The sequence below is a fragment of the Salinarimonas sp. NSM genome, from assembly GCF_052380005.1.
Lineage (GTDB): Bacteria > Pseudomonadota > Alphaproteobacteria > Rhizobiales > Beijerinckiaceae > Salinarimonas.
The window spans coordinates 23,789-46,243 of record NZ_JBQTCJ010000028.1 but is presented as its reverse complement, the minus strand read 5'-3'; the positions used below and the strand labels follow the sequence as shown (position 1 = coordinate 46,243).

Sequence of the window (22,455 nt, the reverse complement as noted above, 5' to 3'; positions counted from 1 at the left end):
CCTCCCCGAGGTGCGTCGCCTCTCCGGGCCACAGCAATACGCGGCTCGGCCGCGCTTCGTAAAGCGGCCAGGCGATGCGCGTGCGCGACGTGCGAACGCCCCCGGACGGGGCGCATCCGGGGGCGTTCGCGACCGAGACGACGATGCGATCAGGCCGTCTGCGGGCCCTCGCCGCCGGATGCGCCGCCGGGAGCGGCCGCCTGCGCCTGCTGGGCGGCGGCCACGCGCTGGCGGTAGAGGGCGACGAAGTCGATCGGGTCGATGTAGAGCGGCGGGAAGCCGCCGTTGCGCACGGCGTCAGCCACGATCTGCCGGGCGAAGGGGAAGAGCAGGCGCGGGCACTCGATCATGACGACCGGATGGAGCTGCTCCTTGGGAACGTTCTTCACCCGGAAGACGCCGGCGTAGTTGAGCTCGAACTTGAACATCACCACGTCGTCGGTCTTGGCGTCGCCCTCGAGCTTGAGGTCGACCTCGTAGTCGGTCTCGCTCATCTGCTTGGCGTTGACGTTGACCTGGATGCCGATCTTCGGCTGGGCCTGCTGCGGGGCGAGCGAGCGCGGCGCGGACGGGTTCTCGAAGGAGAAGTCCTTGGTGTACTGAGCGAGCGCGTTCAGCGAGGGGGCGGCGTTCGCGCCGCCGCCGTTCGGGGCGCCGCCGTTCTGGGCGCCGTTGGTCGCCGGGGTGTCGGCCATCGGGAGGTCTCCGAATTCCTGCGTGAGCGCCCGGCCGGGCGCGGGAAGGCCGAGCGGGATCCCCGCCGGCCTCGATGGCAGGCGCGCTAACACGCTTCGCGCGAGGGAACAAGCGCGGGCGGCGTGCGGACGCCGGCACGGCCCGCCACACCCGCGCCATCGCTGACCGCGATGGTCGGCGGGTGGGCCGACCCGTCGCACGAGAAAAAGCCGCGTTCCGCCGCTCCTTGTCGCGACGGTGGGTGGATGTTACGACGCTCGTTGCCCATATGCGGACGAGGGCGCGGCGCGGCGGCGGATGACCATCGCCGCCGCAGGCGCTCTCGGGCAGACGCCCGCTTCCCGGGAACTCCAGGCCGGACCGACGATGCAAGAGTCATTCGACCTCACGACGCTCATCTTCCTCGCGCTCGCCGTCTTCGTGATCTGGCGGCTGCGCTCGGTGCTCGGGACCAAGACCGGGAACGAGAAGCCGCCGCAGGACCCGTTCCGGCGCGAGACGTCGGGCCCGCGCGGCGGGCGCCCCGGCGCCGACAACGTGGTGCGCCTGCCCAACGGCGCGGCCGGCGCCCCCGCCTCGCCCGACCGCTGGAAGAGCATCTCCGCGCCCGGCGCCGACGTGACCCCGGGCCTCGACGAGATCGCCCGCCAGGAGCCCGCCTTCAACGGCCGGGAGTTCCTCGAGGGCGCCAAGATGGCCTACGAGATGATCGTCACGGCCTTCGCGGCGGGCGACCGCAAGACGCTCAAGGATCTCCTCTCGAAGGAGGTCTACGAGGGCTTCGAGGCGGCGATCGCCGACCGCGAGACCCGCGGTGAGAAGGCGGAGACCACGTTCGTCGCCATCGACAAGGCCGAGGTGACCGCGGCCGAGGTGAAGGGCAAGACCGCGCAGATCACCGTGCGGATCGTCTCCGAGCTGATCTCGGTGACGCGCTCTTCCGCGGGCGACGTCGTCGAGGGCTCGGCCGACCAGGTGGTCGACGTCACCGACGTGTGGACGTTCGCCCGCCAGCTCGGCGCGCGCGACCCGAACTGGCAGCTCGTCGCGACCGAAGCGGGGCAATGAGGGGGGCGCCGAGCGCGCTCCTCCTCGCGCTGGGTGCGGCCATGGCGCTCGGCCCTCTCTCCTCCGCCTCCGCCGCGACGATCCCGGACGTCGGCGGCGCCCGGCTCGAGCGGGTGGCCTTCGCCGATCTCCCCGGCTGGGAGGCGGACGACCACGCCGCAGCGCTCGCGGCCTTCCAGGTCTCCTGCGGCCCGATCCTCGAGGGCCGCGCCGCGCTCCGTCCCGCCGCCGCGGCCGGCGTCGATCTGCTCGCGGCCTGCCGTGCGGCGCTTCCCGTCGCGCCCGCCGACGCCCGCGCCTTCTTCGAGCGCGTCTTCGTCCCCCATCGCGTGATCCCGCCATCCGGCCGCGGCTTCCTCACCGGCTACTACGAGCCGGAGCTCGCGGGGGCGCTCGCCCCGACCGCCCGCTTCGCGACGCCGCTTCGGGCGCGGCCCGCCGGTCTCGTCAGCCTCGCCGAGGGCGAGACCCGCCCCGGCGTCGACGCCGCCCTGCGCGCCGCTCTGAGGGACGGCGCCGGCGGCTTCCGGCCGGTGCCGACGCGCGCCGAGATCGAGGAGGGCGCGCTCGGGGACGCCGCACCAGCGATCGTCTGGCTGGAGGAGCCCGGCGAGGCCTTCATCGTCCACGTCCAGGGCTCGGCGCGCATCCGCCTCGACGACGGGCGGGTGTTGCGGGTCGGCTACGCGGGGCGCAATGGCCACCCCTACACCTCGATCGGGCGCCTCCTGGTCGAGCGCGGTGCCATCGACCGCGACGCGATGAGCCTCGAGCGCCTGCTCGGCTGGCTGCGCGAGAACCCAGACGAGGCCCGCGCGCTGATGCGCGAGAACGCCTCCTACATCTTCTTCACGCTCCTCGACTCACACGACGACGCGCTCGGCCCGATCGGCGGCGCCGGGGTGCCGCTGACGCCGGGGCGCTCGCTCGCGGTGGATCGGGGGCTTTGGCCCTACGGCCTGCCGTTCTGGCTCTCCGGCGCGCTGCCGGACGCGGACGGGGTCGTGCATCCGCTGGCGCGGCTGATGGTTGCGCAGGATACCGGCTCGGCCATCCTCGGCCCGGCGAGGGGCGACTGGTTCGTCGGCTCCGGCGCCCGGGCGGGGACGCGCGCGGGGCTGATCCGGCACGCGACCGACTTCGTCGTCCTGCTGCCGCGCTCCGAGACGGAGCGTCACCAAGGGGCGCTCGGAGGGGAGAGCCGCCGATGACCCGGCGGCGCCGGCGCGAGCTGACCGAGGAGGAGCGGCTCCTGTGGCGCCACGTGGTACGCCACGTCGAGCCCCTCCCCGGCAAGGCGATTCCCTCCGACCCTGCTCCAACGCCGGCGGTCCCCGAGACGGCGACGGCGCCTCCCCCGAAGGTGGCGCGCACGAGGCCCGCGCCGGAGCGCGCGCCCGGCGTCCCCCCGAAGCCGCGCGCCCCGACCGCGGCTCCCTACCGCCCGACGCCGCCGGCACCGCCGCCCATCCCCCCGCTCGCGAAGCTCCCACGCAAGGAGCGCACGGCGCTCTCCCGACGCGCGCGCCGTCCCGACGCCACGCTCGACCTGCACGGCATGCGTCAGGGCGAGGCGCATCTCGCGCTGCACGGCTTCCTGCACCGCGCCGCCGCGCAGGGCCATGCGATCGTGCTCGTCATCACGGGCAAGGGAGCGCCGGGCCGCGACGGGGGGATGGCCGCGCTGTTCGAGGAGCGCGGCGTGCTGCGCCGGCTCGTGCCGCACTGGCTCGCCGAGCCCGCCATTCGTGGCCTCGTCGTCGGCTTCGAGCCGGCGGCGCACCATCACGGCGGGGAGGGCGCGCTCTACGTGCGGCTTCGCCGCCGCGACGGTCGCTGAGGGAGGGGGGCGTGGCACGCCGATCCCGCGATCCGCAGGCGCAGGCCCGTGCGCTGACGCCCTTCGGCCGGCGCGTGCGCCGGCTGCGCGCCGCGCGCGGGCTCCAGCTCAAGGACATGGCGGCGCATCTCGGCGTCTCCAGCGCCTATCTCTCGGCGCTCGAGCGCGGCGAGCGCGGGCGCCCGACCTTCACGCTGGTCCAGGGCACGATCCATTACTTCGGCGTGATCTGGGACGAGGCCGACGAGCTCCAGCGCCTCGCCGAGCTCTCCGACCCGGCCCCGCGCATTCCCGCCGCCGGCGCCGGGCCGGACGCGGTGCTGCTCGCCAACCGCCTGGCGCGGGAGATCGGGGCGCTCGACGCGGACCGGATCGAGGCGATGATCGCGATCCTGGATGGCATTCCTGCAACGCCGGATGCGGCGGCGGAGCTTGACGGGACGGACGCGAGGGGGTCTAACCCTGCGCGGTCCCGCTCACCCGCCGGCACCGGCGACGCGTCCCCGAGCGAGCCGGAAAGCCCGCCCCGAAGCCCGTCCGGCGACGCCCCACCCGACCGAGACAGCACCTGAGGATATTCATGCCCGAGCTCGACGTCCTGACCCTCGGCAACGCCATCGTCGACGTGATCGCCCACACGGACGACGCCTTCCTCGTGTCCGAGAAGCTCCACAAGGGCTCGATGAACCTCATCGACGAGGCGCGTGCCGAGGATCTCTATGCCCGCATGGGGCAGGCGGCGATCATCTCCGGGGGCTCGGGCGCGAACACCGCCGTGGGTGCGGCCTCGCTCGGCGCGCGCGCCGGCTTCATCGGCAAGGTGCGCGAGGACGAGCTCGGCCGCATCTACCGCCACGACATGAACGCCACGGGCGTGCGCTTCGAGACCGCTTATGCCGCCCCCGACGGGCCGGCGACCGCGCGCTCGTTCATCCTGGTGACGCCCGACGGCGAGCGCACCATGAACACCTATCTCGGTGCCTGCCAGAACCTGACGCCGGACGACATCGACGCGCCGACCGTGCAGGGCGCGGCCATCACCTATCTCGAGGGCTATCTCTGGGATCCGCCGGCGGCGAAGGAGGCCTTCCGCAAGGCGGTCGACATCGCCCACGGCGCCGGCAACAAGGTGGCGCTGACGCTCTCGGATTCCTTCTGCGTCGACCGCTACCGCGCCGAGTTCCTCGACCTCGCCCGCACCGGCGCCCTCGACATCCTGTTCGCCAACATCCACGAGCTCAAGGCGCTCTACGAGACCGCCGACGAGGACACGGCGGTCGCCGCCCTGCGCCGGGAGGGCCACCCCGACCGCGACTTCCTCGCCGTGGTGACCCGCTCCGAGCGCGGCTCGCTGATCGTGACCCGCGCGGGGACGCGCGCGGTCGACGCCTACCCGCCCGACGCGATCGTCGACCTCACCGGCGCTGGCGACCTCTTCGCCGGCGGCTTCCTCGCGGGCCTGACGCGCGGCCTCGACCACGTCGCCTGCGCCCGCCTCGGTGCCATGGCCGCCGCGGAGGTCATCTCCCACATCGGTGCGCGCCCGCAGCGCAGCCTGAAGGAGATGGCGGAGGCGAACGGGCTGCTGGGCTGAGCGCCGCCGACTTGCGGACGCCGAGCGGGCCGATAGGCTCGCGGAACACCTGCCGAGGAGCGCGCGCATGACCGCCCCCACGCCACCCGCCGTCGACTGGTCCGCCCTTCCCGCGCCGGAGGACGACGGCGCCGCCGCGCATCTCGTCGGGATGCGGCTGCCCGACGTGGCGCTCGTCTCGACCGGCGGCGGGCGTGTGCGGCTCTCCGGGCTGCGGGACGTCTGCGTGCTCTACGTCTACCCGATGACCGCCGAGCCCGGGGTCGCCCTGCCGGAGGGGTGGGACGGGATCCCCGGCGCGAAGGGCTGCACGCCGCAATCCTGCGCCTTCCGCGACCATTTCGCGGAGCTGCGGGAGGCGGGCGCCGACGCCGTCTTCGGGATCTCGACGCAGGCGCCGCAGGCGCAGGCGGAAGCGGCGGCGCGCCTGCACCTGCCCTTCCCGCTGCTCTCGGACGCGGACCTCGCCCTGGCGAACGCGCTGCGGCTGCCGACCTTCGAGGGCATGGGGCGTACGCTGCACAAGCGCGTCACGCTGATCGCGCGCGAGGGCACGATCGTGACGGTGTTCTACCCGGTCTTCCCGCCCGACCGGAACGCGGCCGACGTGCTGGCGCAGCTTCGAGCGAGCGCAGGCGCGGGCTGACACCCGCGCCGGGCGCGTGCGTCAGCACGTCCGGAAGGGGATCCGAATTGGGGCGCGGCCCGGCACGGGCAACGAGGCGGCCCGGCCCCTCGGCAGGCCGCTCGCGCTCACCTCGGCGTCGGCTGGTCGCCTTCCGAGAAGCCGGGCTCCACGATCTCGAGGCGCCGCTCGATGCGATCGAGCCGATCCTCGACGCGGTCCATCTTGGCGAAGGAGGTCGCTCCCTGGTGCTCCAGGTGGGACACGCGGGCGCGAAGCTCCTGCAGCATCTCCCCATGTGCGTGCAGGAGCCCGCGAATCTCGCGAAGCATGGGCAGGATGATGCTCTCCTGGTTGCTCATGCGTCTCTCCGTCGACGTAGCGAGACCGTAGCGGTGCGCCGGCCGCGCGTCAACGAAAAAGAGCGCGTGGGTCGCCCCACGCGCTCCATGACAATTCAGAGGCGAAACGCCCCGATCAGGCGGCCTGTGCCTGCTGGGCCGGCAGGGCGCCCTTGGCCTTCTCGACGAGGGCGGCGAAGGCCGCAGGCTCGTGGATGGCGATGTCGGAGAGGACCTTGCGGTCGACCTCGATGCCGGCCTTGTTGAGGCCGTCGATGAAGCGCGAGTAGGTCAGGCCGTGCTCGCGGACCGCGGCGTTGAGACGCTGGATCCAGAGCGCGCGGAAGGTGCGCTTCTTGTTCTTGCGGTCGCGGTAGGCGTACTGCATCGAGCGATCGACGGCAGCCTTCGCGGTGCGGATGGTGTTCTTGCGGCGGCCGTAGAAGCCCTTTGCGGCCTTCAGGACCTTCTTGTGCTTGGCGTGAGCGGTCACGCCGCGCTTGACGCGGGCCATGGTTCAGTCTCCGGTATTCGATGAGTGCGGCAGGATCTCGGGATCAGGCGTAGGGGAGGAAGTAGCGCTTCACGAACTTCGCATCGCCCTCGAACATCACGGCGGTGCCGCGCTGATCACGGATCTGCTTCTTCGTGCGCTTGATCATCCCGTGCTGCTTGCCCGCCTGGGTGCGGATCACCTTGCCGGTACCGGAAACCTTGAAGCGCTTCTTGGCGCCCGACTTCGTCTTCATCTTGGGCATTTGGCTCGTCTCCTGTCGCGCACGACGTCTTTCGCCTCCCCGAAAGGAGGCCGCGCCGCCCGCCCGTCTCGTGTGAGCGTCTCGACCCGCCACGGCAGCCCTTTCGCCGGGCCGGTCGATGAGACGCGGGACATGGCACGAATCGGAAGCGTGCGCAAGATCCCGTCTCGCGCGCGGGGCCATCCCCTCGCGCGCGCGGCCGTGCCGCGGAACCCCGCCGCCCACCGCGGCCTTGTCCCGTCGAGCCCCGCCACACCACCGAGACGGAGACTTCCCATGGCCGAGAAGACGCCCGACGACGCCCCGCGCGACGACGAGAAGACGCCGACCCACGCGCCCGGCGAGAACGCACCGCCCGGCCGCCGCGGCCCGCAGCCCTACCCGGTGAACGACCCCGAGCTCACCGACCCCGGCAAGACCCGCGGCGCCGAGCCCGACCTCCTGCCCGTCCGCCCCGGCGTCGGCGGCGGCAGGATGCCGACGATGTGAGGCCGGTCGGCCAGGCCTCTCACGCCAGGACCTCCCCGAGCAGCGGCGGCAGCGCCTCGGGGAGGTCCTCCGCGATCAGGCCCGGGCCCACGCGCGCGCCCGCGCGGCCGTGCAGGTTCACCGCCGCGCAGGCGGCCTCGAACGGGGGCATGCCCTGCGCCAGGAGCCCGGCGACGAAGCCGGCGAGCACGTCGCCCGAGCCGGCCGTCGCCAGGTAGGGCGTGCCGGTCGCGTCGATCGCCGCGCGGCCGTCCGGCGCCGCGATCACCGTGTCCGGCCCCTTGTCGACGAGAACGATGCCGAGCGCCTGCGCCCCCGCCCGCGCGGCGGCGAGCTTGCAGGGCGCGTCGCGCGCCTCCGGGCAGGCCGAGAACAGCTTGGCGAACTCGCCGGCGTGCGGCGTCGCCACCGCAGCGCCCACCCGCGCGCACAGCGAACCGAGGGCCTCGTGGTCGCCGGCGAAGGCGGTGAGCGCGTCGGCGTCGAGCACGAGCGCGCGATTCGCCGCATGCGCCGCCCCGGCCGCCGCCTCGACGAGCGCCCGTGCGCGCTCCCTCCCGAGGCCCGGCCCGAGCGCGACGACGTTCAGGCGCGTATCCTCGAGCAGACGCGCGAGGTCGCGCGCGTCGTCGCAGGGGCGCAGCATGATCGCGGTGAGGTGGGCGGCGTTCACGCCGAGCGCCTCGCGCGGCGAACCGATCGTGACGGCGCCCGCCCCGATCCGCAGAGCGCCGCGCGCGACCAGCCGTGCCGCGCCGGTCGCGTCGGCGGGACCGGAGAGCACGAGCGCATGCCCACGCGTGTACTTGTGCGCGTCGAGGGCCGGGCGCGGGAAGGCGGCGTGCCACAGCGCCTCCTCGTTGGCGAAGGTGGTCGGCGCGAGCCCCGCGATCACGGCGTCCGGGATGCCGATGTCGGCGAGGACGAGGCGCCCGCACAGCGCACGCCCGGGCATCAGCAGGTGACCGGGCTTGCGCCGGGCGAAGGTGACCGTGACGGTCGCCGGGCAGGCGGTTCCGCGCACCCGGCCGCTGTCGCCGTCGAGGCCCGACGGCACGTCCACGGCGACGACGGGGACGCCGGTCCGCGCCAGGCGGTCGAGGAATGCGGCGGCCACGCCGTCGACGTCGCGCCCGAGACCGGCGCCGAGGAGGGCGTCGATCGCGAGGTCGAAGGCGTCGGGGTCGATCCCGTCGAGGGAAAGGACGCGGGGATCCGCCTCTCCCGGATCGGTGACGCGCGTCTCCCAGGCGCTCGCCGCCGTTGCGACGTCTCCCGAGAGCCGCGCCCGCTCGCCGAGCAGCGCAACGCTCACGGCGAAGCCCCGTGCCGCGAGGAGGCGGGCCGCGACGAAGCCGTCGCCGCCGTTGTTCCCCGGCCCGCACGCGACGAGCACGCGCGCGCCGTGGCGGGCGAGCCCCGCCGCGGCCTCGGCGACCGCCGCGCCGGCGGCCTCCATCAACGCGATGCCGGGGCGGCCCGCGGCGATGGTGCGCCGGTCGGCCTCGCGCATCGCGGCGGTGTCGAGGAGATGATGCATCATTTTTGGCCGTCCCCTGCCTCGTATCCGCACCGGGTCCGGCGGCCCCCGGCTCGCCCCCCGGCCATTCCGCTCATAGAGCGGGCATCTGCCGCCAATTTGTGCAACGCCAGCCGCAAAAGCGATCAGCGTCCCTTGCTCGGCTTTCCCGCGGCGATGATAAGAGATGAGGCGCGGACGCGCAGCCCGCGCCGGCACGACAGCGACGACCGAAGGCGAAGCCGACATGCGAAAGATCGAGGCGATCATCAAGCCGTTCAAGCTCGACGAGGTGAAGGAAGCGCTCCAGGACGTCGGGCTGCAGGGCATCACCGTCATCGAGGCCAAGGGCTTCGGGCGGCAGAAGGGGCACACGGAGCTCTACCGGGGTGCCGAGTACGTCGTGGACTTCCTCCCCAAGGTGAAGCTGGAGATCGTCCTCGGCGACGACCTGGTGGAGAAGGCCGTCGACGCGATCCGCAAGGCGGCGCAGACCGGGCGCATCGGCGATGGCAAGATTTTTGTATCGACGGTGGACGAGGCGATCCGCATCCGCACCGGCGAGACCGGTTCGGACGCGATCTGACCCGCTCCGCCCGCTTCCCGAGAAACCGCGGCCGTCCAGGACCGCGGATGAAGATCCCGCCCTGAAGACCCCGTACGAGAGGACTATCCGGACATGCAGACCGCCAACGACGTGCTCAAGGCGATCAAGGACAACGACGTCAAGTACGTCGACTTCCGCTTCACCGATCCGAAGGGCAAGTGGCAGCACGTCACCTTCGACGTCACCTTCGTGGACGAGGACACCTTCGCCGACGGCATCATGTTCGACGGCTCCTCGATCGCCGGCTGGAAGGCGATCAACGAGTCCGACATGACGCTGATGCCGGCCCCCGAGACCGCGTGCATCGACCCGTTCTTCTCGGCGACGACGATGTCGATCGTCTGCGACGTGCTCGAGCCGGCCTCCGGCGAGCCCTACGGCCGCGACCCGCGCGGCACCGCCAAGAAGGCCGAGGCGTTCCTCAAGTCGACCGGCATCGGCGACACGATCTACGTCGGCCCGGAGGCCGAGTTCTTCGTCTTCGACGACGTGAAGTTCGCCGCCGACCCCTACAACGTCTCCTTCCAGGTCGACGCGACGGAGCTGCCCACCAACGGCATGCGCTCCTACGAAGGCGGCAACATGGGCCATCGCATCCCGATCAAGGGCGGCTACTTCCCCGTGCCGCCGCTGGATTCGGGGCAGGACATGCGCTCGGAGATGCTCGCGGCCATGGCCGAGATGGGCGTCAAGGTCGAGAAGCACCACCACGAGGTGGCCTCGGCCCAGCACGAGCTCGGCATGAAGTTCGACACGCTGGTGCACATGGCCGACCAGATGCAGGTGTACAAGTACTGCATCCACAACGTCGCGGCCTCGTTCGGCAAGTCGGCCACCTTCATGCCCAAGCCCGTCTACGGCGACAACGGCTCGGGCATGCACGTCCACCAGTCGATCTGGAAGGACGGCAAGCCGCTCTTCGCCGGCGACAAGTACGCCGACCTCAGCCAGGAGTGCCTCTGGTACATCGGCGGCATCATCAAGCACGCCAAGGCGATCAACGCCTTCACCAACCCGTCGACGAACTCCTACAAGCGACTCGTCCCGGGCTTCGAGGCGCCGGTGCTGCTCGCCTATTCCTCGCGCAACCGCTCGGCGTCCTGCCGCATCCCGTGGACGACCTCGCCGAAGGCCAAGCGCGTCGAGGTGCGCTTCCCCGATCCGACGGCGAACCCCTACCTCGCCTTCGCGGCGCTGCTGATGGCCGGGCTGGACGGCATCCTCAACAAGATCGATCCCGGCGCGGCGATGGACAAGGACCTCTACGACCTGCCGCCGCGCGAGCTCAAGAAGATCCCGACCGTCTGCGGCTCGCTGCGCGAGGCGCTCGCCGCCCTCGACAAGGACCGCGCCTTCCTCAAGGCCGGCGGCGTGTTCGACGACGATCAGATCGACTCCTACATCGAGCTGAAGATGCAGGACGTCATCAAGTTCGAGCACACCCCGCACCCGGTCGAGTACGTGATGTACTACTCGGTCTGATCCGAGCGCCGGGCGGTGCCGCGCGAGCGGCGCCACCGCGACGGGAGAACCGGAGCCGGGGCGCGTCGCGTCCCGGCTCCGCGCGTTTCGAGGGGAGCACGACGGCTGCGAGCCCCTTGCACGGACGCAATCGGATGTCCCGTGCAGGCTGTGGGGGATCTGCGGGCCGCGCTTGAAACGAACCGCGCGACGCGCCACCTTACCGAGGCGCGACGCGCTTTCGCTCCCGCCTACGAGGGGAGCGCGCCGCACGCCCCGCGCGTCGATACGCATTCGGCGCGAGCGCGGGGACGTCATCCGCCCGCCGGCGGCCTGCTTCCGCGAGAGGCGCGCCGGGGCGCAAAGGGAAGAGGATCACCCTCCATGACACAGTCCAAGACGCGGCAGCCCGTCGTTCCGGGGTCGGAAGGCACCTATCCGGTGCTCCCGCTCCGCGACATCGTCGTCTTCCCGCACATGATCGTGCCGCTCTTCGTCGGCCGCGAGAAGTCGATCCGGGCGCTCGAGGAGGTGGTGCGGACCGACCGCCACATCCTGCTCGCGACACAGAAGAACGCCGCCGACGACGATCCCGCCGCCGACGCGATCTACGACGTCGGCACGCTCGCCAACGTCCTCCAGCTGCTCAAGCTTCCCGACGGCACGGTGAAGGTGCTGGTCGAGGGTGCCGGCCGTGCGCGCGTGGGCGACTACCTGCGCGTGGAGGACTATTACGAAGCGAACGCGACGGTGCTCGCGGACGACCTCGGCGACAAGATCGAGGCGCAGGCGCTCGCCCGCTCGGTGGTCGGCGAGTTCGAGAACTACGTCAAGCTCAACAAGAAGGTCTCGCCCGAGATCGTCGCCGCGGTGACGCAGATCGAGGACCCGGCGAAGCTCGCCGACACGGTCGCCTCGCATCTCGCCGTCAAGATCTCCGACAAGCAGGAGCTGCTCGAGACGAAGACCGTCGCCGAGCGTCTCGAGCGCGTGCTCGGGCTGATGGAGAGCGAGATCTCCGTGCTCCAGGTGGAGAAGCGCATCCGCACCCGCGTCAAGCGGCAGATGGAGAAGACGCAGCGCGAGTACTACCTCAACGAGCAGATGAAGGCGATCCAGAAGGAGCTCGGCGACGAGGACGGGCGCGACGAGATCGCCGAGATCGAGCAGAAGATCAAGGACGTCAAGCTCTCCAAGGAGGCCCGCGACAAGGCCACCGCCGAGGTCAAGAAGCTGCGCCAGATGTCGCCCATGTCCGCCGAGGCGACGGTGGTGCGCAACTACCTCGACTGGATGCTGTCGATCCCGTGGAACAAGCGCTCGAAGGTCAAGAAGGACCTCGCCGGGGCGCAGGCCATCCTCGACAACGATCACTTCGGCCTCGAGAAGGTAAAGGAGCGCATCGTCGAGTACCTCGCCGTGCAGCAGCGGGCGAACAAGCTCACCGGCCCGATCCTGTGCCTCGTCGGCCCTCCCGGCGTCGGCAAGACCTCGCTCGGCAAGTCGATCGCCCGGGCCACGGGCCGCGAGTTCGTGCGCATGTCGCTCGGCGGCGTGCGCGACGAGGCGGAGATCCGCGGCCACCGGCGCACCTACATCGGCTCGATGCCCGGCAAGATCATCCAGTCGATGCGCAAGGCCAAGACCTCGAACCCGCTCATCCTGCTCGACGAGATCGACAAGATGGGCCAGGACTTCCGCGGCGACCCGTCGGCGGCCCTGCTCGAGGTGCTGGACCCGGAGCAGAACGGCACGTTCAACGACCACTACCTCGAGGTGGACTACGACCTGTCGAGCGTGATGTTCGTCACCACGGCCAACACGCTCAACATCCCGGCGCCGCTCCTCGATCGCATGGAGACGATCCGCATCGCCGGCTACACCGAGGACGAGAAGGCCGAGATCGCGCGCCGGCACCTGATCCCGAACGCGATCAAGAAGCACGGCCTCAAGTCCGAGGAATGGGCCATCGACGACGCGGGGCTGCTGCTGCTCATCCGCCGCTACACCCGCGAGGCGGGCGTGCGCAATCTCGAGCGCGAGATCTCCAACCTCGTCCGCAAGGCGGTCAAGAAGATCCTCATGACGGAGGAGACCGCCGTCGTCGTCACCGAGACGAGCCTCGAGGACTTCCTCGGCGCGCCGCGCTACCGCTACGGCGAGGTCGAGGCGGAGGACATGGTCGGTGTCGTCACGGGCCTGGCCTGGACCGAGGTCGGGGGCGAGCTGCTCACGATCGAGGGCGTCATGATGCCCGGCAAGGGCAAGATGACCGTCACGGGCAACCTGCGCGACGTGATGAAGGAATCGATCTCGGCGGCGGCGTCCTACGTCCGCTCGCGGGCGGTCGATTTCGGCCTCGAGCCGCCGCTCTTCGACCGCAAGGACATCCACGTCCACGTGCCGGAGGGGGCGACGCCCAAGGACGGACCGTCCGCCGGCATCGCCATGGCCACGGCGATCGTCTCGATCATGACGGGCATCCCCGTGCGCCGTGACATCGCCATGACCGGCGAGGTCACCCTGCGCGGACGGGTGCTTCCCATCGGCGGGCTGAAGGAGAAGCTGCTCGCGGCGCTGCGCGGCGGCCTCAAGACCGTTCTCATCCCCGAGGACAACGTCAAGGACCTCGCCGACGTGCCGGCGAACCTGAAGTCCGGCCTCGAGATCGTCCCGGTCTCGCGGATGGAGCAGGTGCTCGAGCACGCCCTCGTGCGCAAGCCCGAGCCGATCGAGTGGGACGAATCGGCCATCCCGGCCCCCGCGCGTGGCGGCGAGGAGAGCGAGCCGGGCTTCGTCGCCCACTGAGGCGGACCTCTGCGAGCCCTCGGCGGGGCCCATCGAGCTCCGCCGGGCGTGGAACCAGTCGAAGGCGGCCTCCGGACTCGGGTCCGGAGGCCGCTTTTTTACGTCCGGGCGCCGATTTCCACAGCCAAATCGCGGTCTCGACGCTTGCGGGGCCGGAGCATTCCGCTATGCAGGAAAGAACCGAACGACGGCGCAGCAAGGGTTTGCGCGCCGCGCACGCTCTGGAGGAGGTAGCAATGAACAAAGGCGAGCTCGTCAGCGCCGTGGCCGAGAAGACCGGCCTCAGCAAGGCTCAGGCCGGCGAGGCGCTCGACGCCGCGCTGGAGTCGATCCAGGAGACCCTGAAGAAGGGCGAGGAAGTGAAGATCGTCGGCTTCGGCACCTTCACCGTCGCCGACCGCCCCGCCGGCGAGGCGCGCAACCCGCGCACCGGCGAGAAGGTCCAGGTCCCGGCCTCGAAGACCCCGAAGTTCAAGGCCGGCGCCGGCCTCAAGGACGCCGTCAACGGCTGAGGCCGCGCGCGGCCGTCCGTCGACACCGACGCCTCGCGGAGCCGCCGGCGCGCTTGCGCCGGCGGCTTCGTGTTTCTATGTACGAGCGAGGCGGGACGCGCGCGCCGCGCGGCCCGGCCGGGGGCGGTTAGCTCAGCTGGTAGAGCATCTCGTTTACACCGAGAGGGTCGGCGGTTCGAGCCCGTCACCGCCCACCACTGCCCTGCTCGGAAGGCCTGCCGGCGACGGTGGGTGTGTCCGCTCCGGCGGCCCCGCGAAAAAGCGCGAAGGCGGCTCGACGATCGCTTGACACCGGTCTCGGGGGGCCGTAAACCCCCGCCACTGCCGCCGCGGATCGCGTGCGGCTCGAAGGGAAATGCGGGCGTAGCTCAGTCGGTTAGAGTGCCGGCCTGTCACGCCGGAGGTCGCGGGTTCGAGCCCCGTCGCCCGCGCCACCCTCCCTCGTGTCTCGTCATCGCCCGGAAATGGCCGCCCACTCTTCCGGGGCTGGCCGGGCCGTGCCGGATCGACGACCGGGCCTGCGCCTCGGTCGATGCCGGCGCGCTCAGAGCATCGACTCGAGCCCGTCCTGCGCCGCCAGCATCTCCTTCGCGTGCGCGCTGTCGCGGTCCATCTGCGCGATGAGGGCCTGCGCGCTCCCGAAGCGCGCCTCGCCGCGGATGAAGCCGACGAGCTCGACGCCCACGGTCTTCCCGTAGAGGTCGCCGACGAAATCGAACACGAAGGTCTCGAGCAGGGGCGCCCCGTCGTCGAAGGTCGGGCGGCGGCCGAAGCTGGCGACGCCGTCGCGGACCACGCCGTCGGCGGACAGCCGCACGGCGTAGATGCCGTGGGCGAGGCCGCAGCCCTCGGCAAGCGCCATGTTGGCCGTGGGGTAGCCGAGCGTGCGCCCGCGCTTGTCGCCGTGGCGGACCTCCCCCAGCACGAACCAGCGATAGCCCAGCAGCGCATTGGCTCTGGCGATCTCACCGGCACCCAGCGCCGTGCGGATGGCGGAGGAGGAGACCGGCGCGCCCGCCTCCTCGACCACGGGCACGACGTCGCAGCCGATGCCCCGCTCGGCGCACAGCCGCGTCAGCACCGCCGGCGTGCCGGCCCGGCCCTTGCCGAAATGGAAGTCGTAGCCGACGACCACGCCGGAGGCGTCGATCGCCCCGGCGACGAGCTCGTCGACGAAGGCCTCCGGGCTCATGCCCGCGAGGTCGGCATCGAAGGCGCGCACGTGCACCGCGTCGACCCCGGCGCGGGTGAGCACCCGCTCCTTCTCCGCCCGCGGCGTGATCCGGAAGAACGGCTTGCCCGGGGAGAAGAAGGCGCGCGGATGCGGCTCGAAGGTCAGCACGGCGGTTCCGACGCCCCGCGCGGCGGCCTTCTCGCGCGCGTTGGCGAGCAGCGTGCGGTGCCCGCGGTGGACGCCGTCGAAATTGCCGATGGCGACGACGGGGCCGCGGCGCCCCTGCGCGGGCTCGACATGGGTCGCGGAGGCGGAGACGCGCGACGGTGGGACGAAGGGAGGCGATCCGGTCATGGGCGCACGAAGTGCGTCAGCCGCGCGCACAAATCAAGCGCGAACCGGCCCGCCGGTCGGCGCTCGCCGATCAACGCCGCTCGCGGCTCGGGACGGCGACCCAGGCCTCGCCCTCCAGCACGGGGCGATTGTCGACCCGCGCCTCGCAGAACAGGCGCGCCCGGCGCCGCTCCGGCACGAGCTCGACGATCTCGACGGTGGCGCAGACCACGTCGCCGATGCGCACGGGCGCGAGGAACTGGAGCGATTGCGACAGGTACACCGCGCCCGGCCCCGGCAGGCGGGTGCCGAGGATCGCCGAGATCAGGCTCGCCGTGAACATGCCGTGGGCGATGCGCTGGCCGAAGCGGGTCGCCTGCGCGTAGCGCTCGCACAGGTGGATCGGGTTCGTGTCTCCCGAGATCTCGGCGAAGCGCGCGAGATCGGCCTCCATGACCGTGCGCATCAGGGTCGCGTGGGATCCGAGCGAAAGGTCCTCGAAATAGAGGACCGGAAACGTCTGCGTGTCCTCGCGCGCCCTGGCGAGTGCGGTGGCGGCCATCGTTCTGTCCTCCTCGCGATGCCCTGAAGAATAGAGCGCATCGGCAACGCGCATCCATGAGACTTTGGTCCCGTTGAACCGAAGTCGCATGCCGTCGCGCGGGACGGCGCCGGCGATTAACCGCTTCGCAACACGGCCCGGGTTAGAAGGCGAGCATCGGCGTCCCCCGCGGAAGCCGCCTCGATCACCGTCTTCTCGCCGCCCGGAAAGAGGCGGCGGCTCGCGAAACCGGAGCTTGGGACATGGCCCTCGACCTCAAGATGCCGATCCTCGTCGTCGACGATTACCAGACGATGGTCCGCATCATCCGTAACCTCCTCAAGCAGCTCGGGTTCGAGGACGTCGACGACGCGTCCGACGGCACCGCCGCGCTCGCCAAGCTCAAGGAGAAGAAGTACGGCCTCGTCATCTCCGACTGGAACATGGAGCCGATGACGGGCTACGAGCTGCTGCGCCACGTGCGCTCGGACGAGGCGCTGCGCGTCACGCCGTTCATCATGGTCACCGCCGAATCGAAGACGGAGAACGTCATCGCGGCGAAGAAGGCCGGCGTGAACAACTACATCGTGAAGCCCTTCAACGCGCAGACGCTCAAGGCCAAGATCGAGGCCGTTTGCGGCTCCTGATCCCGGCGCGCTCCGCGGTCCCGCGACGTCCGTCGCGGGGTCCGCCGTCCACGAACGACGAGAACAGGCGAAAGGTGGCGGCATGGCGACGGCATCCGCGCAGCGCATGCGCACGAGCACGAGGCCCCGCGGCGCGATGATCGACCCAGACGGCATCGACCTGAAGATGGTCGCGCGCGAGCTCGAGGCGGTGGCGGACTACGTCACCAACATCAAGCGTGAGATCGGCGCCCTGCGCGCCAACGAGCTCTACCGGGCGCGCCTGCCCGTCGCTCACGACGAGCTGGGGAACGTGGTCGACGCGACGCAGTCGGCCACGAACACCATCATGGCCGCCGCCGAGGAGATCCTCGGCTCGCGGGAGCAGGATTTCGAGACCTACCGGACCTTCGTCCAGGACAAGGTGACGCAGATCTTCGAGGCGTGCTCCTTCCAGGACATCACAGGCCAGCGCATCAACAAGGTCGTCGACGAGCTCGCCCAGGTCGAGAAGCGCCTCTCGCGCTTCGCGGCGGCGGTGAACATGCGCGACCAGGCGGCGCAGGTCGACCCGGAGGACGCCGCCAAGCAGGCCCGCAAGGACGCGCTGCTGCTCAACGGCCCGCAGACCGCAGACCTCGCGGTGAGCCAGGACGACATCGACGCCCTCTTCGGCTGATCGACGCCGCGGTGGAGCCCGTCAGGCGACCGCCTCGGCGGGGCGCGGACGGGCCTGCCCGAGCTCCTCGGGGTAGACCCCCGCGAGCACCTCCTGGAAGTGCCCGCGCACCAGCGCGTTGCAACGGCACGCACCCGTCGCCAGCCGGCCCCGGTCGACGATCTCGATACGCCCTCGCGAGACACGGATGGCGCCCCGCTCGCGCAGCACGCGGATGACCCGGCTGAGATAGCTGCGCCCCACGCCGAGCATGGCGGCCAGCTGCTCCTGCGTCATCGGGATCGAGGCCGCGCCGGTGCGCTCCTCGGCCGCGAGCAGCCACTTGGCGGCACGTTGCTCCAGCGTGTGGGCCGCATTGCAGGCCACCGACTGGAACACCTGCGCGATCAGGCAGTCCGCGTAGCGAGCGAACAGGTCCGCCACGCCCGGAGAATCGCGCTTGGCCGCGTCGAGGGCGGGGACCGGCATGCGCAGGAAGCGGCCGGGATGCTGCACGATCGCCCGCGCGTAGGCCGGCAACCGCCCGCGGCTGACGATGCCGCCGACCGCCCCCTCCCGCCCGATCAGCACCGTCTCCACCGCCCGGCCGTCGGCGAGCGGCACCAGGAACGAGGCGAGGCTCGCCCCGCAGGGAAAGTAGACCCAGGCGACGTCGTCGCCGGGCTCGTAGAGAATCTCGTCGCGCCGGCCCTCCCGGATCTCGAGATGCGGCGTGATCCGGGCGAGATCCTCGTGGCGGAGCGCGCGCAGGAGGTTGTTGCCTTCCACGTGAGCGGGAAGGGTGTTGGTCCGGCCCGTGACGAGCATGGCGTGCGCCTCGGCTTCGTTCATCGTGCAGCCTCAACGCCGAAGCTCGGCCGTGGTTCGATCGGGGGTCCACGGCGTCGACGCCCGGACTGTGCACTTGTGCGCTGACAGCATCCTCTGCCCGACCTAGGCAGGAAGTCTCACGCACGTCCGGCGGCGCGCGCCGCGACGCGTGAACCGGAAGAGCGCGTCTCCGGGCGCGCGGAGATCGTCCGCGATGCGCATCGCCGCCGCCGCCCCCGCACCGCCGCTCCTGCGCCTGTTCGACGCGACAGCCGGGCTGCGGGCGCGCCCCGCGATCGGCTATGCCGTCGCGACGCTCGGCTTCCTCGCGGCGCTCGGCGTGCGGATCGCGATCGGGGACGCGCTCGTCGGCTACCCCTACGTGACGTTCTTCCCAGTCGTGGTCGTCGCCACCTTCCTCGGCGGCGTGCGGCCGGGGATCTTCGCGGCGGTGCTCAGCGGCCTCGCGGCGTGGTGGCTGTTCATACCCCCGACGGGCTCCTTCGCGCTCCTGTGGCCTGAGACGCCGATCGCGCTCGCCTTCTACGTGCTCGTGGTGGGCGTCGAGATCGTGCTCATCCACATGATGGACGTCTCGCTGCGCCGGCTCGCCGCCGAGGAGGCCCGCGCCCGTGCGCTGCTCGACGCGCAGCGGACGCTGTTCCACGAGCTCCAGCACCGCGTCTCGAACAACATGGCCTTCGTCGCGGCGCTCTTGACCCTCCAGCGCCGCCACGTCGGCGGCCATCCCGCAGCGCTCGCGGCGCTCGACGCCGCGCGCGCGCGTCTCGACGTGATGGGCCGCATCCACCGCCGGCTCTACGACCCGGAGGTGGCGCAGGGCGGGCTCGACCGGATCCTGTCGGACCTGTGCGGCGATGTCGTCGCGGCCGTGGGCGCGCCGCGCGTCGCCTGCACGGTGCGTACCGAGCCGGTCGCGATCGCGCATCATCGCCTGGTGACGCTCTCCCTCGTGGTCACGGAGCTGCTCACCAACGCGCTCAAGCACGGCTACGCGCCCGACGAAGCCGGCGCCATCGACCTCTCCCTGGCGGTCGAGGCGGACGGCCGCGCCCGCCTCGTCATCGTCGACGACGGGCGTGGCCTGCCGGACGGGTTCGAGCAGGAGGCGCGCACGGGGCTCGGCATGCGCATCGTCGGCGAGCTCGCCCGGCAGCTCGATGCGTCCATCGCCTGGGAGCGCCGCCCCCGCGGCACGGCGGTGGTGGTGCGCTTCCCGGAAGGGTAGGCGCCGTGCGTCCCTCCCGGCCCCCGATCGCGCCGCGAGACGCGCGATCGTCGCGCTCCGACGCGGGGTGGCGAACGCGGGCGCGTCCGCGGTCCCGGCCGCCCCCCCGGCGGCCGGCCAGCCTGCCGGAGGGGCTCAGCGGCAGGCGACGTCGGTGACGACGCCGGCGTGGTCGACGCGGACGCTGAGCCTGTCGTCGCGGAACTCCTGCGTATAGGCGTAGCCCGGCTCCTCGACCCGCAGCCGCCGGGCGCCCGACGCATCGAGCGCCGCCTCGAGCCGCCGCTCGGTCGCCCGCTCGCCGATCAGCCGGCGGACCGCGCGCGCGTCGCACGACGCGCGGTCCGGCCCGACGGGGGCCGGCCGGATCGGTCCGGGAGCGGCGCCCAGGCGCAGGTGGCGGCGGATCGCCCAGCCGACTCGGCCGCGGTGGCCGACCTCGCACCAGGCGCGCACGCAGCTCCGCACGTCGACGAGGCTGCCGCGCGGCATCGACGCGACGACCGTGTAGCCTGTACCCGGACCCTCCCGCAGGTTCAGGTCCGCCATCGTGCGCGCGGGCTCCGCCAGTGCCGGCGCGGCGAGGAGGAGCGCGGTGGCGAGCAGGCCCGCCAGCCCGCCGCCGCGGCAGCGCGTGTCGTTCGGGCGGGTTCGCTCGATCTCGTTCGCCATCGGTGTCCTCCGTCCGCCCCGTCATCGTCGCCCACCGGAACGCCGCGCCTCGGAACGGGTTGCGACCGCGCTTCGGTCCCGTCCTCCGTCTCCATCTTGCGTTCCCTCGCCGCCCGCCTTGAGCTAGGAGGGACCGGAGGCCCGGGAGACCGGGCGCCGAGCCGTCGAGAGAGGAGCGCGCACATGCAGGGCGTCACGGTCGTCGATCATCCCCTGGTCCAGCACAAGCTGACCCTGATGCGCGCCAAGGAGCGCTCCACCAAGGGCTTCCGCCAGCTCCTCAACGAGATCGGCATGCTGCTCTGCTACGAGGTCACCCGCGATCTGCCGCTCGAGCACGTCACCGTGGAGACGCCTCTCGCCTCGATGCAGGCGCCGCAGATCGCCGGCAAGAAGCTCGTCTTCGCGCCGATCCTGCGCGCGGGCGTCGGCTTCCTCGACGGGATGCTCGACCTCGTGCCCTCCGCCCGCGTCGCCCATATCGGCCTCTACCGCGACCCGGAGACCCTGCAGGCGGTGGAATACTATTTCAAGGCCCCGTCCGACCTCGCGGACCGGCTCGTCATGGTCCTCGACCCGATGCTGGCGACCGCGAACTCGGCGGTCGCGGCGATCGATCGGCTGAAGCGACGCGGCGCGCGGGAGCTGCGCTTCGTGTGCCTTCTCGCCGCGCCCGAGGGCGTCGCGCGCATGCAGGAGGCGCATCCCGACGTGCGCATCTGGACGGCGGCGATCGACGAGCGGCTCAACGAGCACGGCTACATCGTGCCGGGCCTGGGCGACGCCGGCGATCGCATGTTCGGCACCCGCTGAGCGTCCACCCGCCATTCGCCGGCCCCGCCCTCAGCAGGGCGCGACGCCGGCGAGCTCGACCTGGTCGGTGTTGCGCACGGGCCAGACGGTGTCGTCCCACAGGTTGATGGTGGTGAACAGGTTGTCCATGCTGAAGATCGGCCGGTAGGGCATCCGCACCTCCGCCAGGATGAAGGACGAGCCGTCCTGGTCGAATCCGGCGGGGATCGGCACCTCGCTGTTGGCCGCGCGCGCCGTGCCGTTGGCGTTGGCGCGGCTCCAGCAGACCCGCGCCGCCATCGGGGCCGGGCCGCTCGGATCGCGCACCACCACGCTCGAGAGCACGATCGAGACCTCCGAATCGTCGTAGGGCTCGAGCACGACGGAGGCGGCGCGCATGATGCCCTGGACGTCGTCGTTCGTGACGGTGCCGACGCGCCCGATCAGGTCCGCGGCGGTGCGCCCGAGCAGGGTGACCTTGCGGTCCATGCTCAGCGCCACGGTCACCTGCGACATGCCGATGAAGAGCACCAGCATGACCGGGAGCACGAAGGCGAACTCGATCGCGGCGACGCCGGCGCGCGCCTGCGCGAAGCGGCCGGCGAGGGCGCGAAGGGCGCGCGCGACGCGGAGGGGAGGGATCATCGTCGTCGTCTCCCTCAATTGCCGAACGGCTCGTTGCGGAAGGCGGCCGACGCCATGATCAGGCGGCGCCCGTCGGGGAGGTTCGCGCCCGAGCCGTCGAGAACCGTCGTGAAGACCGGGTAGTCGATCGCCGCACGCACCACGACGACCTGCCCGGCGCCGGAGCTCTGGAAGCCGAAGGCGTCGTCGTCGAGGGCGCCGTCGTCGTCGAGCACCGAGCCGAAGGTGACGCCGTCGAAGTCGCCGAAGCTGCGGACGTCGACGCGCAGGGTCGATTCGCAATCGAACAGGGCGACGACGCGTGCGCAGATCTCGTCCTTGAAGGCGGTCTGCAGGTCGGCCGCGTCGGTGATCGTCCGGTTCTCGGCCTGGAACTGGCCGGTGTAGATGCGGCGCGAGGCGTCGGAGACGGCGGTCTCGAGCACCTGCTGCGTCCAGAAGACGAGCGCCGCCTCGATGATGGCAAAGAGGAGCGCGAAGAATGGGATCGCGACGAAGGCGAACTCGATCGCCGTCACGCCCTCCTCGTCCTTGCGGAAGCGCTTGACGAAGCCGAGCCGCGAACGGTGTGCGACGGGAGGATCGTGACCTGGCGCCATGGCTCTACCCCGAGAGT

Annotated in this window: 26 protein-coding genes and 2 tRNA genes; 17 read left to right on the top strand and 11 right to left on the bottom strand. The window is 71.6% G+C overall.

Annotated features, from left to right (window positions below):
* Positions 1-149: 149 nt before the first annotated feature.
* Positions 150-695 (bottom strand): protein-export chaperone SecB, encoded by a 546-nt coding sequence (secB, locus tag ACTZWW_RS11940; protein ID WP_444781176.1) that lies wholly within the window; start codon positions 693-695, stop codon positions 150-152.
* A 367-nt stretch (positions 696-1,062) separates the two neighbouring features.
* On the opposite strand from secB, the gene ACTZWW_RS11935 reads away from it, so the two are divergent.
* The 6 genes from ACTZWW_RS11935 to ACTZWW_RS11910 all read left to right on the top strand — a co-directional run bounded on the left by ACTZWW_RS11935 (position 1,063) and on the right by ACTZWW_RS11910 (position 5,844).
* Positions 1,063-1,764 carry a Tim44/TimA family putative adaptor protein gene (locus ACTZWW_RS11935; protein WP_444781175.1) on the top strand — a complete coding sequence of 234 codons (702 nt, stop codon included), beginning with the start codon at positions 1,063-1,065 and terminating at the stop codon, positions 1,762-1,764.
* Positions 1,761-2,975: a murein transglycosylase A gene (mltA, locus tag ACTZWW_RS11930; RefSeq protein WP_444781174.1), complete on the top strand. Its 1,215-nt coding sequence runs from the start codon at positions 1,761-1,763 to the stop codon at positions 2,973-2,975. Before ACTZWW_RS11935 ends, mltA begins: the two co-directional genes overlap by 4 nt.
* Complete coding sequence (locus ACTZWW_RS11925) at positions 2,972-3,604, top strand: Smr/MutS family protein (RefSeq protein ID WP_444781173.1); 633 nt, start codon at positions 2,972-2,974, stop codon at positions 3,602-3,604. The genes mltA and ACTZWW_RS11925 overlap by 4 nt, the downstream gene beginning before the upstream one ends.
* An 11-nt stretch (positions 3,605-3,615) precedes the next feature.
* A complete protein-coding gene (locus tag ACTZWW_RS11920; protein ID WP_444781172.1) occupies positions 3,616-4,176 on the top strand; it encodes a helix-turn-helix domain-containing protein in 561 nt (186 codons plus the stop codon).
* Positions 4,177-4,184: 8 nt separating this feature from the next.
* Positions 4,185-5,198, top strand: a complete 1,014-nt coding sequence (locus ACTZWW_RS11915; RefSeq protein WP_444781171.1) for an adenosine kinase — start codon at positions 4,185-4,187, stop codon at positions 5,196-5,198.
* Positions 5,199-5,265: 67 nt separating this feature from the next.
* Positions 5,266-5,844, top strand: coding sequence for a peroxiredoxin (locus ACTZWW_RS11910; RefSeq protein WP_444781170.1), 579 nt, complete (start codon positions 5,266-5,268; stop codon positions 5,842-5,844).
* 107 nt (positions 5,845-5,951) lie between these two features.
* On the opposite strand, the gene ACTZWW_RS11905 is transcribed toward ACTZWW_RS11910, so the two are convergent.
* The 3 genes from ACTZWW_RS11905 to rpmI form a co-directional block, all read right to left on the bottom strand.
* Positions 5,952-6,185, bottom strand: coding sequence for a hypothetical protein (locus ACTZWW_RS11905; RefSeq protein ID WP_444781169.1), 234 nt, complete (start codon positions 6,183-6,185; stop codon positions 5,952-5,954).
* 115 nt (positions 6,186-6,300) lie between these two features.
* Complete coding sequence (rplT, locus tag ACTZWW_RS11900) at positions 6,301-6,678, bottom strand: 50S ribosomal protein L20 (RefSeq protein WP_444781168.1); 378 nt, start codon at positions 6,676-6,678, stop codon at positions 6,301-6,303.
* A 43-nt stretch (positions 6,679-6,721) separates the two neighbouring features.
* Positions 6,722-6,922 (bottom strand): 50S ribosomal protein L35, encoded by a 201-nt coding sequence (gene rpmI, locus ACTZWW_RS11895; RefSeq protein ID WP_029030311.1) that lies wholly within the window; start codon positions 6,920-6,922, stop codon positions 6,722-6,724.
* A gap of 276 nt (positions 6,923-7,198) precedes the next feature.
* Here rpmI and ACTZWW_RS11890 point away from each other — a divergent pair, with 276 nt between their 5' ends.
* Positions 7,199-7,411, top strand: a complete 213-nt coding sequence (locus tag ACTZWW_RS11890; protein WP_444781167.1) for a hypothetical protein — start codon at positions 7,199-7,201, stop codon at positions 7,409-7,411.
* A 19-nt stretch (positions 7,412-7,430) separates the two neighbouring features.
* Here ACTZWW_RS11890 and ACTZWW_RS11885 read toward each other — a convergent pair whose 3' ends face one another.
* Positions 7,431-8,954 (bottom strand): NAD(P)H-hydrate dehydratase, encoded by a 1,524-nt coding sequence (locus ACTZWW_RS11885; protein WP_444781166.1) that lies wholly within the window; start codon positions 8,952-8,954, stop codon positions 7,431-7,433.
* A 223-nt stretch (positions 8,955-9,177) separates the two neighbouring features.
* Here ACTZWW_RS11885 and ACTZWW_RS11880 point away from each other — a divergent pair, with 223 nt between their 5' ends.
* The 6 genes from ACTZWW_RS11880 (at position 9,178) to ACTZWW_RS11855 (ending at position 14,752) form a co-directional block, all read left to right on the top strand.
* Positions 9,178-9,516 (top strand): P-II family nitrogen regulator, encoded by a 339-nt coding sequence (locus tag ACTZWW_RS11880; RefSeq protein WP_444781165.1) that lies wholly within the window; start codon positions 9,178-9,180, stop codon positions 9,514-9,516.
* 93 nt (positions 9,517-9,609) lie between these two features.
* Positions 9,610-11,019, top strand: coding sequence for a type I glutamate--ammonia ligase (gene glnA, locus ACTZWW_RS11875; protein WP_444781164.1), 1,410 nt, complete (start codon positions 9,610-9,612; stop codon positions 11,017-11,019).
* 363 nt (positions 11,020-11,382) lie between these two features.
* Positions 11,383-13,806: an endopeptidase La gene (lon, locus tag ACTZWW_RS11870; protein WP_444781163.1), complete on the top strand. Its 2,424-nt coding sequence runs from the start codon at positions 11,383-11,385 to the stop codon at positions 13,804-13,806.
* A gap of 167 nt (positions 13,807-13,973) precedes the next feature.
* The gene (locus tag ACTZWW_RS11865) at positions 13,974-14,318 is read left to right on the top strand and encodes an HU family DNA-binding protein (protein ID WP_444781162.1); all 345 of its coding nucleotides are present in this window, start codon (positions 13,974-13,976) and stop codon (positions 14,316-14,318) included.
* A gap of 121 nt (positions 14,319-14,439) precedes the next feature.
* Positions 14,440-14,515, top strand: a tRNA-Val gene (locus ACTZWW_RS11860).
* A gap of 160 nt (positions 14,516-14,675) precedes the next feature.
* Positions 14,676-14,752, top strand: a tRNA-Asp gene (locus tag ACTZWW_RS11855).
* A 110-nt stretch (positions 14,753-14,862) separates the two neighbouring features.
* Here ACTZWW_RS11855 and ACTZWW_RS11850 read toward each other — a convergent pair.
* Positions 14,863-15,846, bottom strand: coding sequence for a bifunctional riboflavin kinase/FAD synthetase (locus ACTZWW_RS11850; protein WP_444781161.1), 984 nt, complete (start codon positions 15,844-15,846; stop codon positions 14,863-14,865).
* 70 nt (positions 15,847-15,916) lie between these two features.
* Positions 15,917-16,387 (bottom strand): MaoC family dehydratase, encoded by a 471-nt coding sequence (locus ACTZWW_RS11845; RefSeq protein WP_444781160.1) that lies wholly within the window; start codon positions 16,385-16,387, stop codon positions 15,917-15,919.
* 242 nt (positions 16,388-16,629) lie between these two features.
* Here ACTZWW_RS11845 and ACTZWW_RS11840 point away from each other — a divergent pair, with 242 nt between their 5' ends.
* Together ACTZWW_RS11840 and ACTZWW_RS11835 are read left to right on the top strand one after the other, a co-directional pair.
* Positions 16,630-17,013 carry a response regulator gene (locus tag ACTZWW_RS11840; protein WP_029030313.1) on the top strand — a complete coding sequence of 128 codons (384 nt, stop codon included), beginning with the start codon at positions 16,630-16,632 and terminating at the stop codon, positions 17,011-17,013.
* Positions 17,014-17,095: 82 nt separating this feature from the next.
* Positions 17,096-17,671, top strand: a complete 576-nt coding sequence (locus ACTZWW_RS11835; protein WP_444781159.1) for a protein phosphatase CheZ — start codon at positions 17,096-17,098, stop codon at positions 17,669-17,671.
* Between the two features lie 21 nt (positions 17,672-17,692).
* Here the strand turns inward: ACTZWW_RS11835 and ACTZWW_RS11830 are convergent, their stop codons facing one another.
* Entirely contained in the window at positions 17,693-18,502 is an 810-nt protein-coding gene (locus ACTZWW_RS11830; protein ID WP_444781158.1) for a Crp/Fnr family transcriptional regulator, read from the bottom strand.
* Between the two features lie 193 nt (positions 18,503-18,695).
* On the opposite strand from ACTZWW_RS11830, the gene ACTZWW_RS11825 reads away from it, so the two are divergent.
* Positions 18,696-19,730, top strand: coding sequence for a sensor histidine kinase (locus ACTZWW_RS11825; RefSeq protein WP_444781157.1), 1,035 nt, complete (start codon positions 18,696-18,698; stop codon positions 19,728-19,730).
* A gap of 135 nt (positions 19,731-19,865) precedes the next feature.
* Here the strand turns inward: ACTZWW_RS11825 and ACTZWW_RS11820 are convergent, their stop codons facing one another.
* Positions 19,866-20,402 (bottom strand): I78 family peptidase inhibitor, encoded by a 537-nt coding sequence (locus ACTZWW_RS11820; protein ID WP_444781156.1) that lies wholly within the window; start codon positions 20,400-20,402, stop codon positions 19,866-19,868.
* A 183-nt stretch (positions 20,403-20,585) separates the two neighbouring features.
* On the opposite strand from ACTZWW_RS11820, the gene upp reads away from it, so the two are divergent.
* Positions 20,586-21,215, top strand: a complete 630-nt coding sequence (upp, locus tag ACTZWW_RS11815; RefSeq protein ID WP_444781155.1) for a uracil phosphoribosyltransferase — start codon at positions 20,586-20,588, stop codon at positions 21,213-21,215.
* A 30-nt stretch (positions 21,216-21,245) separates the two neighbouring features.
* Here the strand turns inward: upp and ACTZWW_RS11810 are convergent, their stop codons facing one another.
* Both ACTZWW_RS11810 and ACTZWW_RS11805 read right to left on the bottom strand, forming a co-directional pair.
* Positions 21,246-21,839, bottom strand: a complete 594-nt coding sequence (locus tag ACTZWW_RS11810; RefSeq protein ID WP_444781154.1) for a TadE/TadG family type IV pilus assembly protein — start codon at positions 21,837-21,839, stop codon at positions 21,246-21,248.
* Between the two features lie 14 nt (positions 21,840-21,853).
* A complete protein-coding gene (locus tag ACTZWW_RS11805; protein WP_444781153.1) occupies positions 21,854-22,438 on the bottom strand; it encodes a TadE/TadG family type IV pilus assembly protein in 585 nt (194 codons plus the stop codon).
* Between the last annotated feature and the right edge of the window lie 17 nt (positions 22,439-22,455).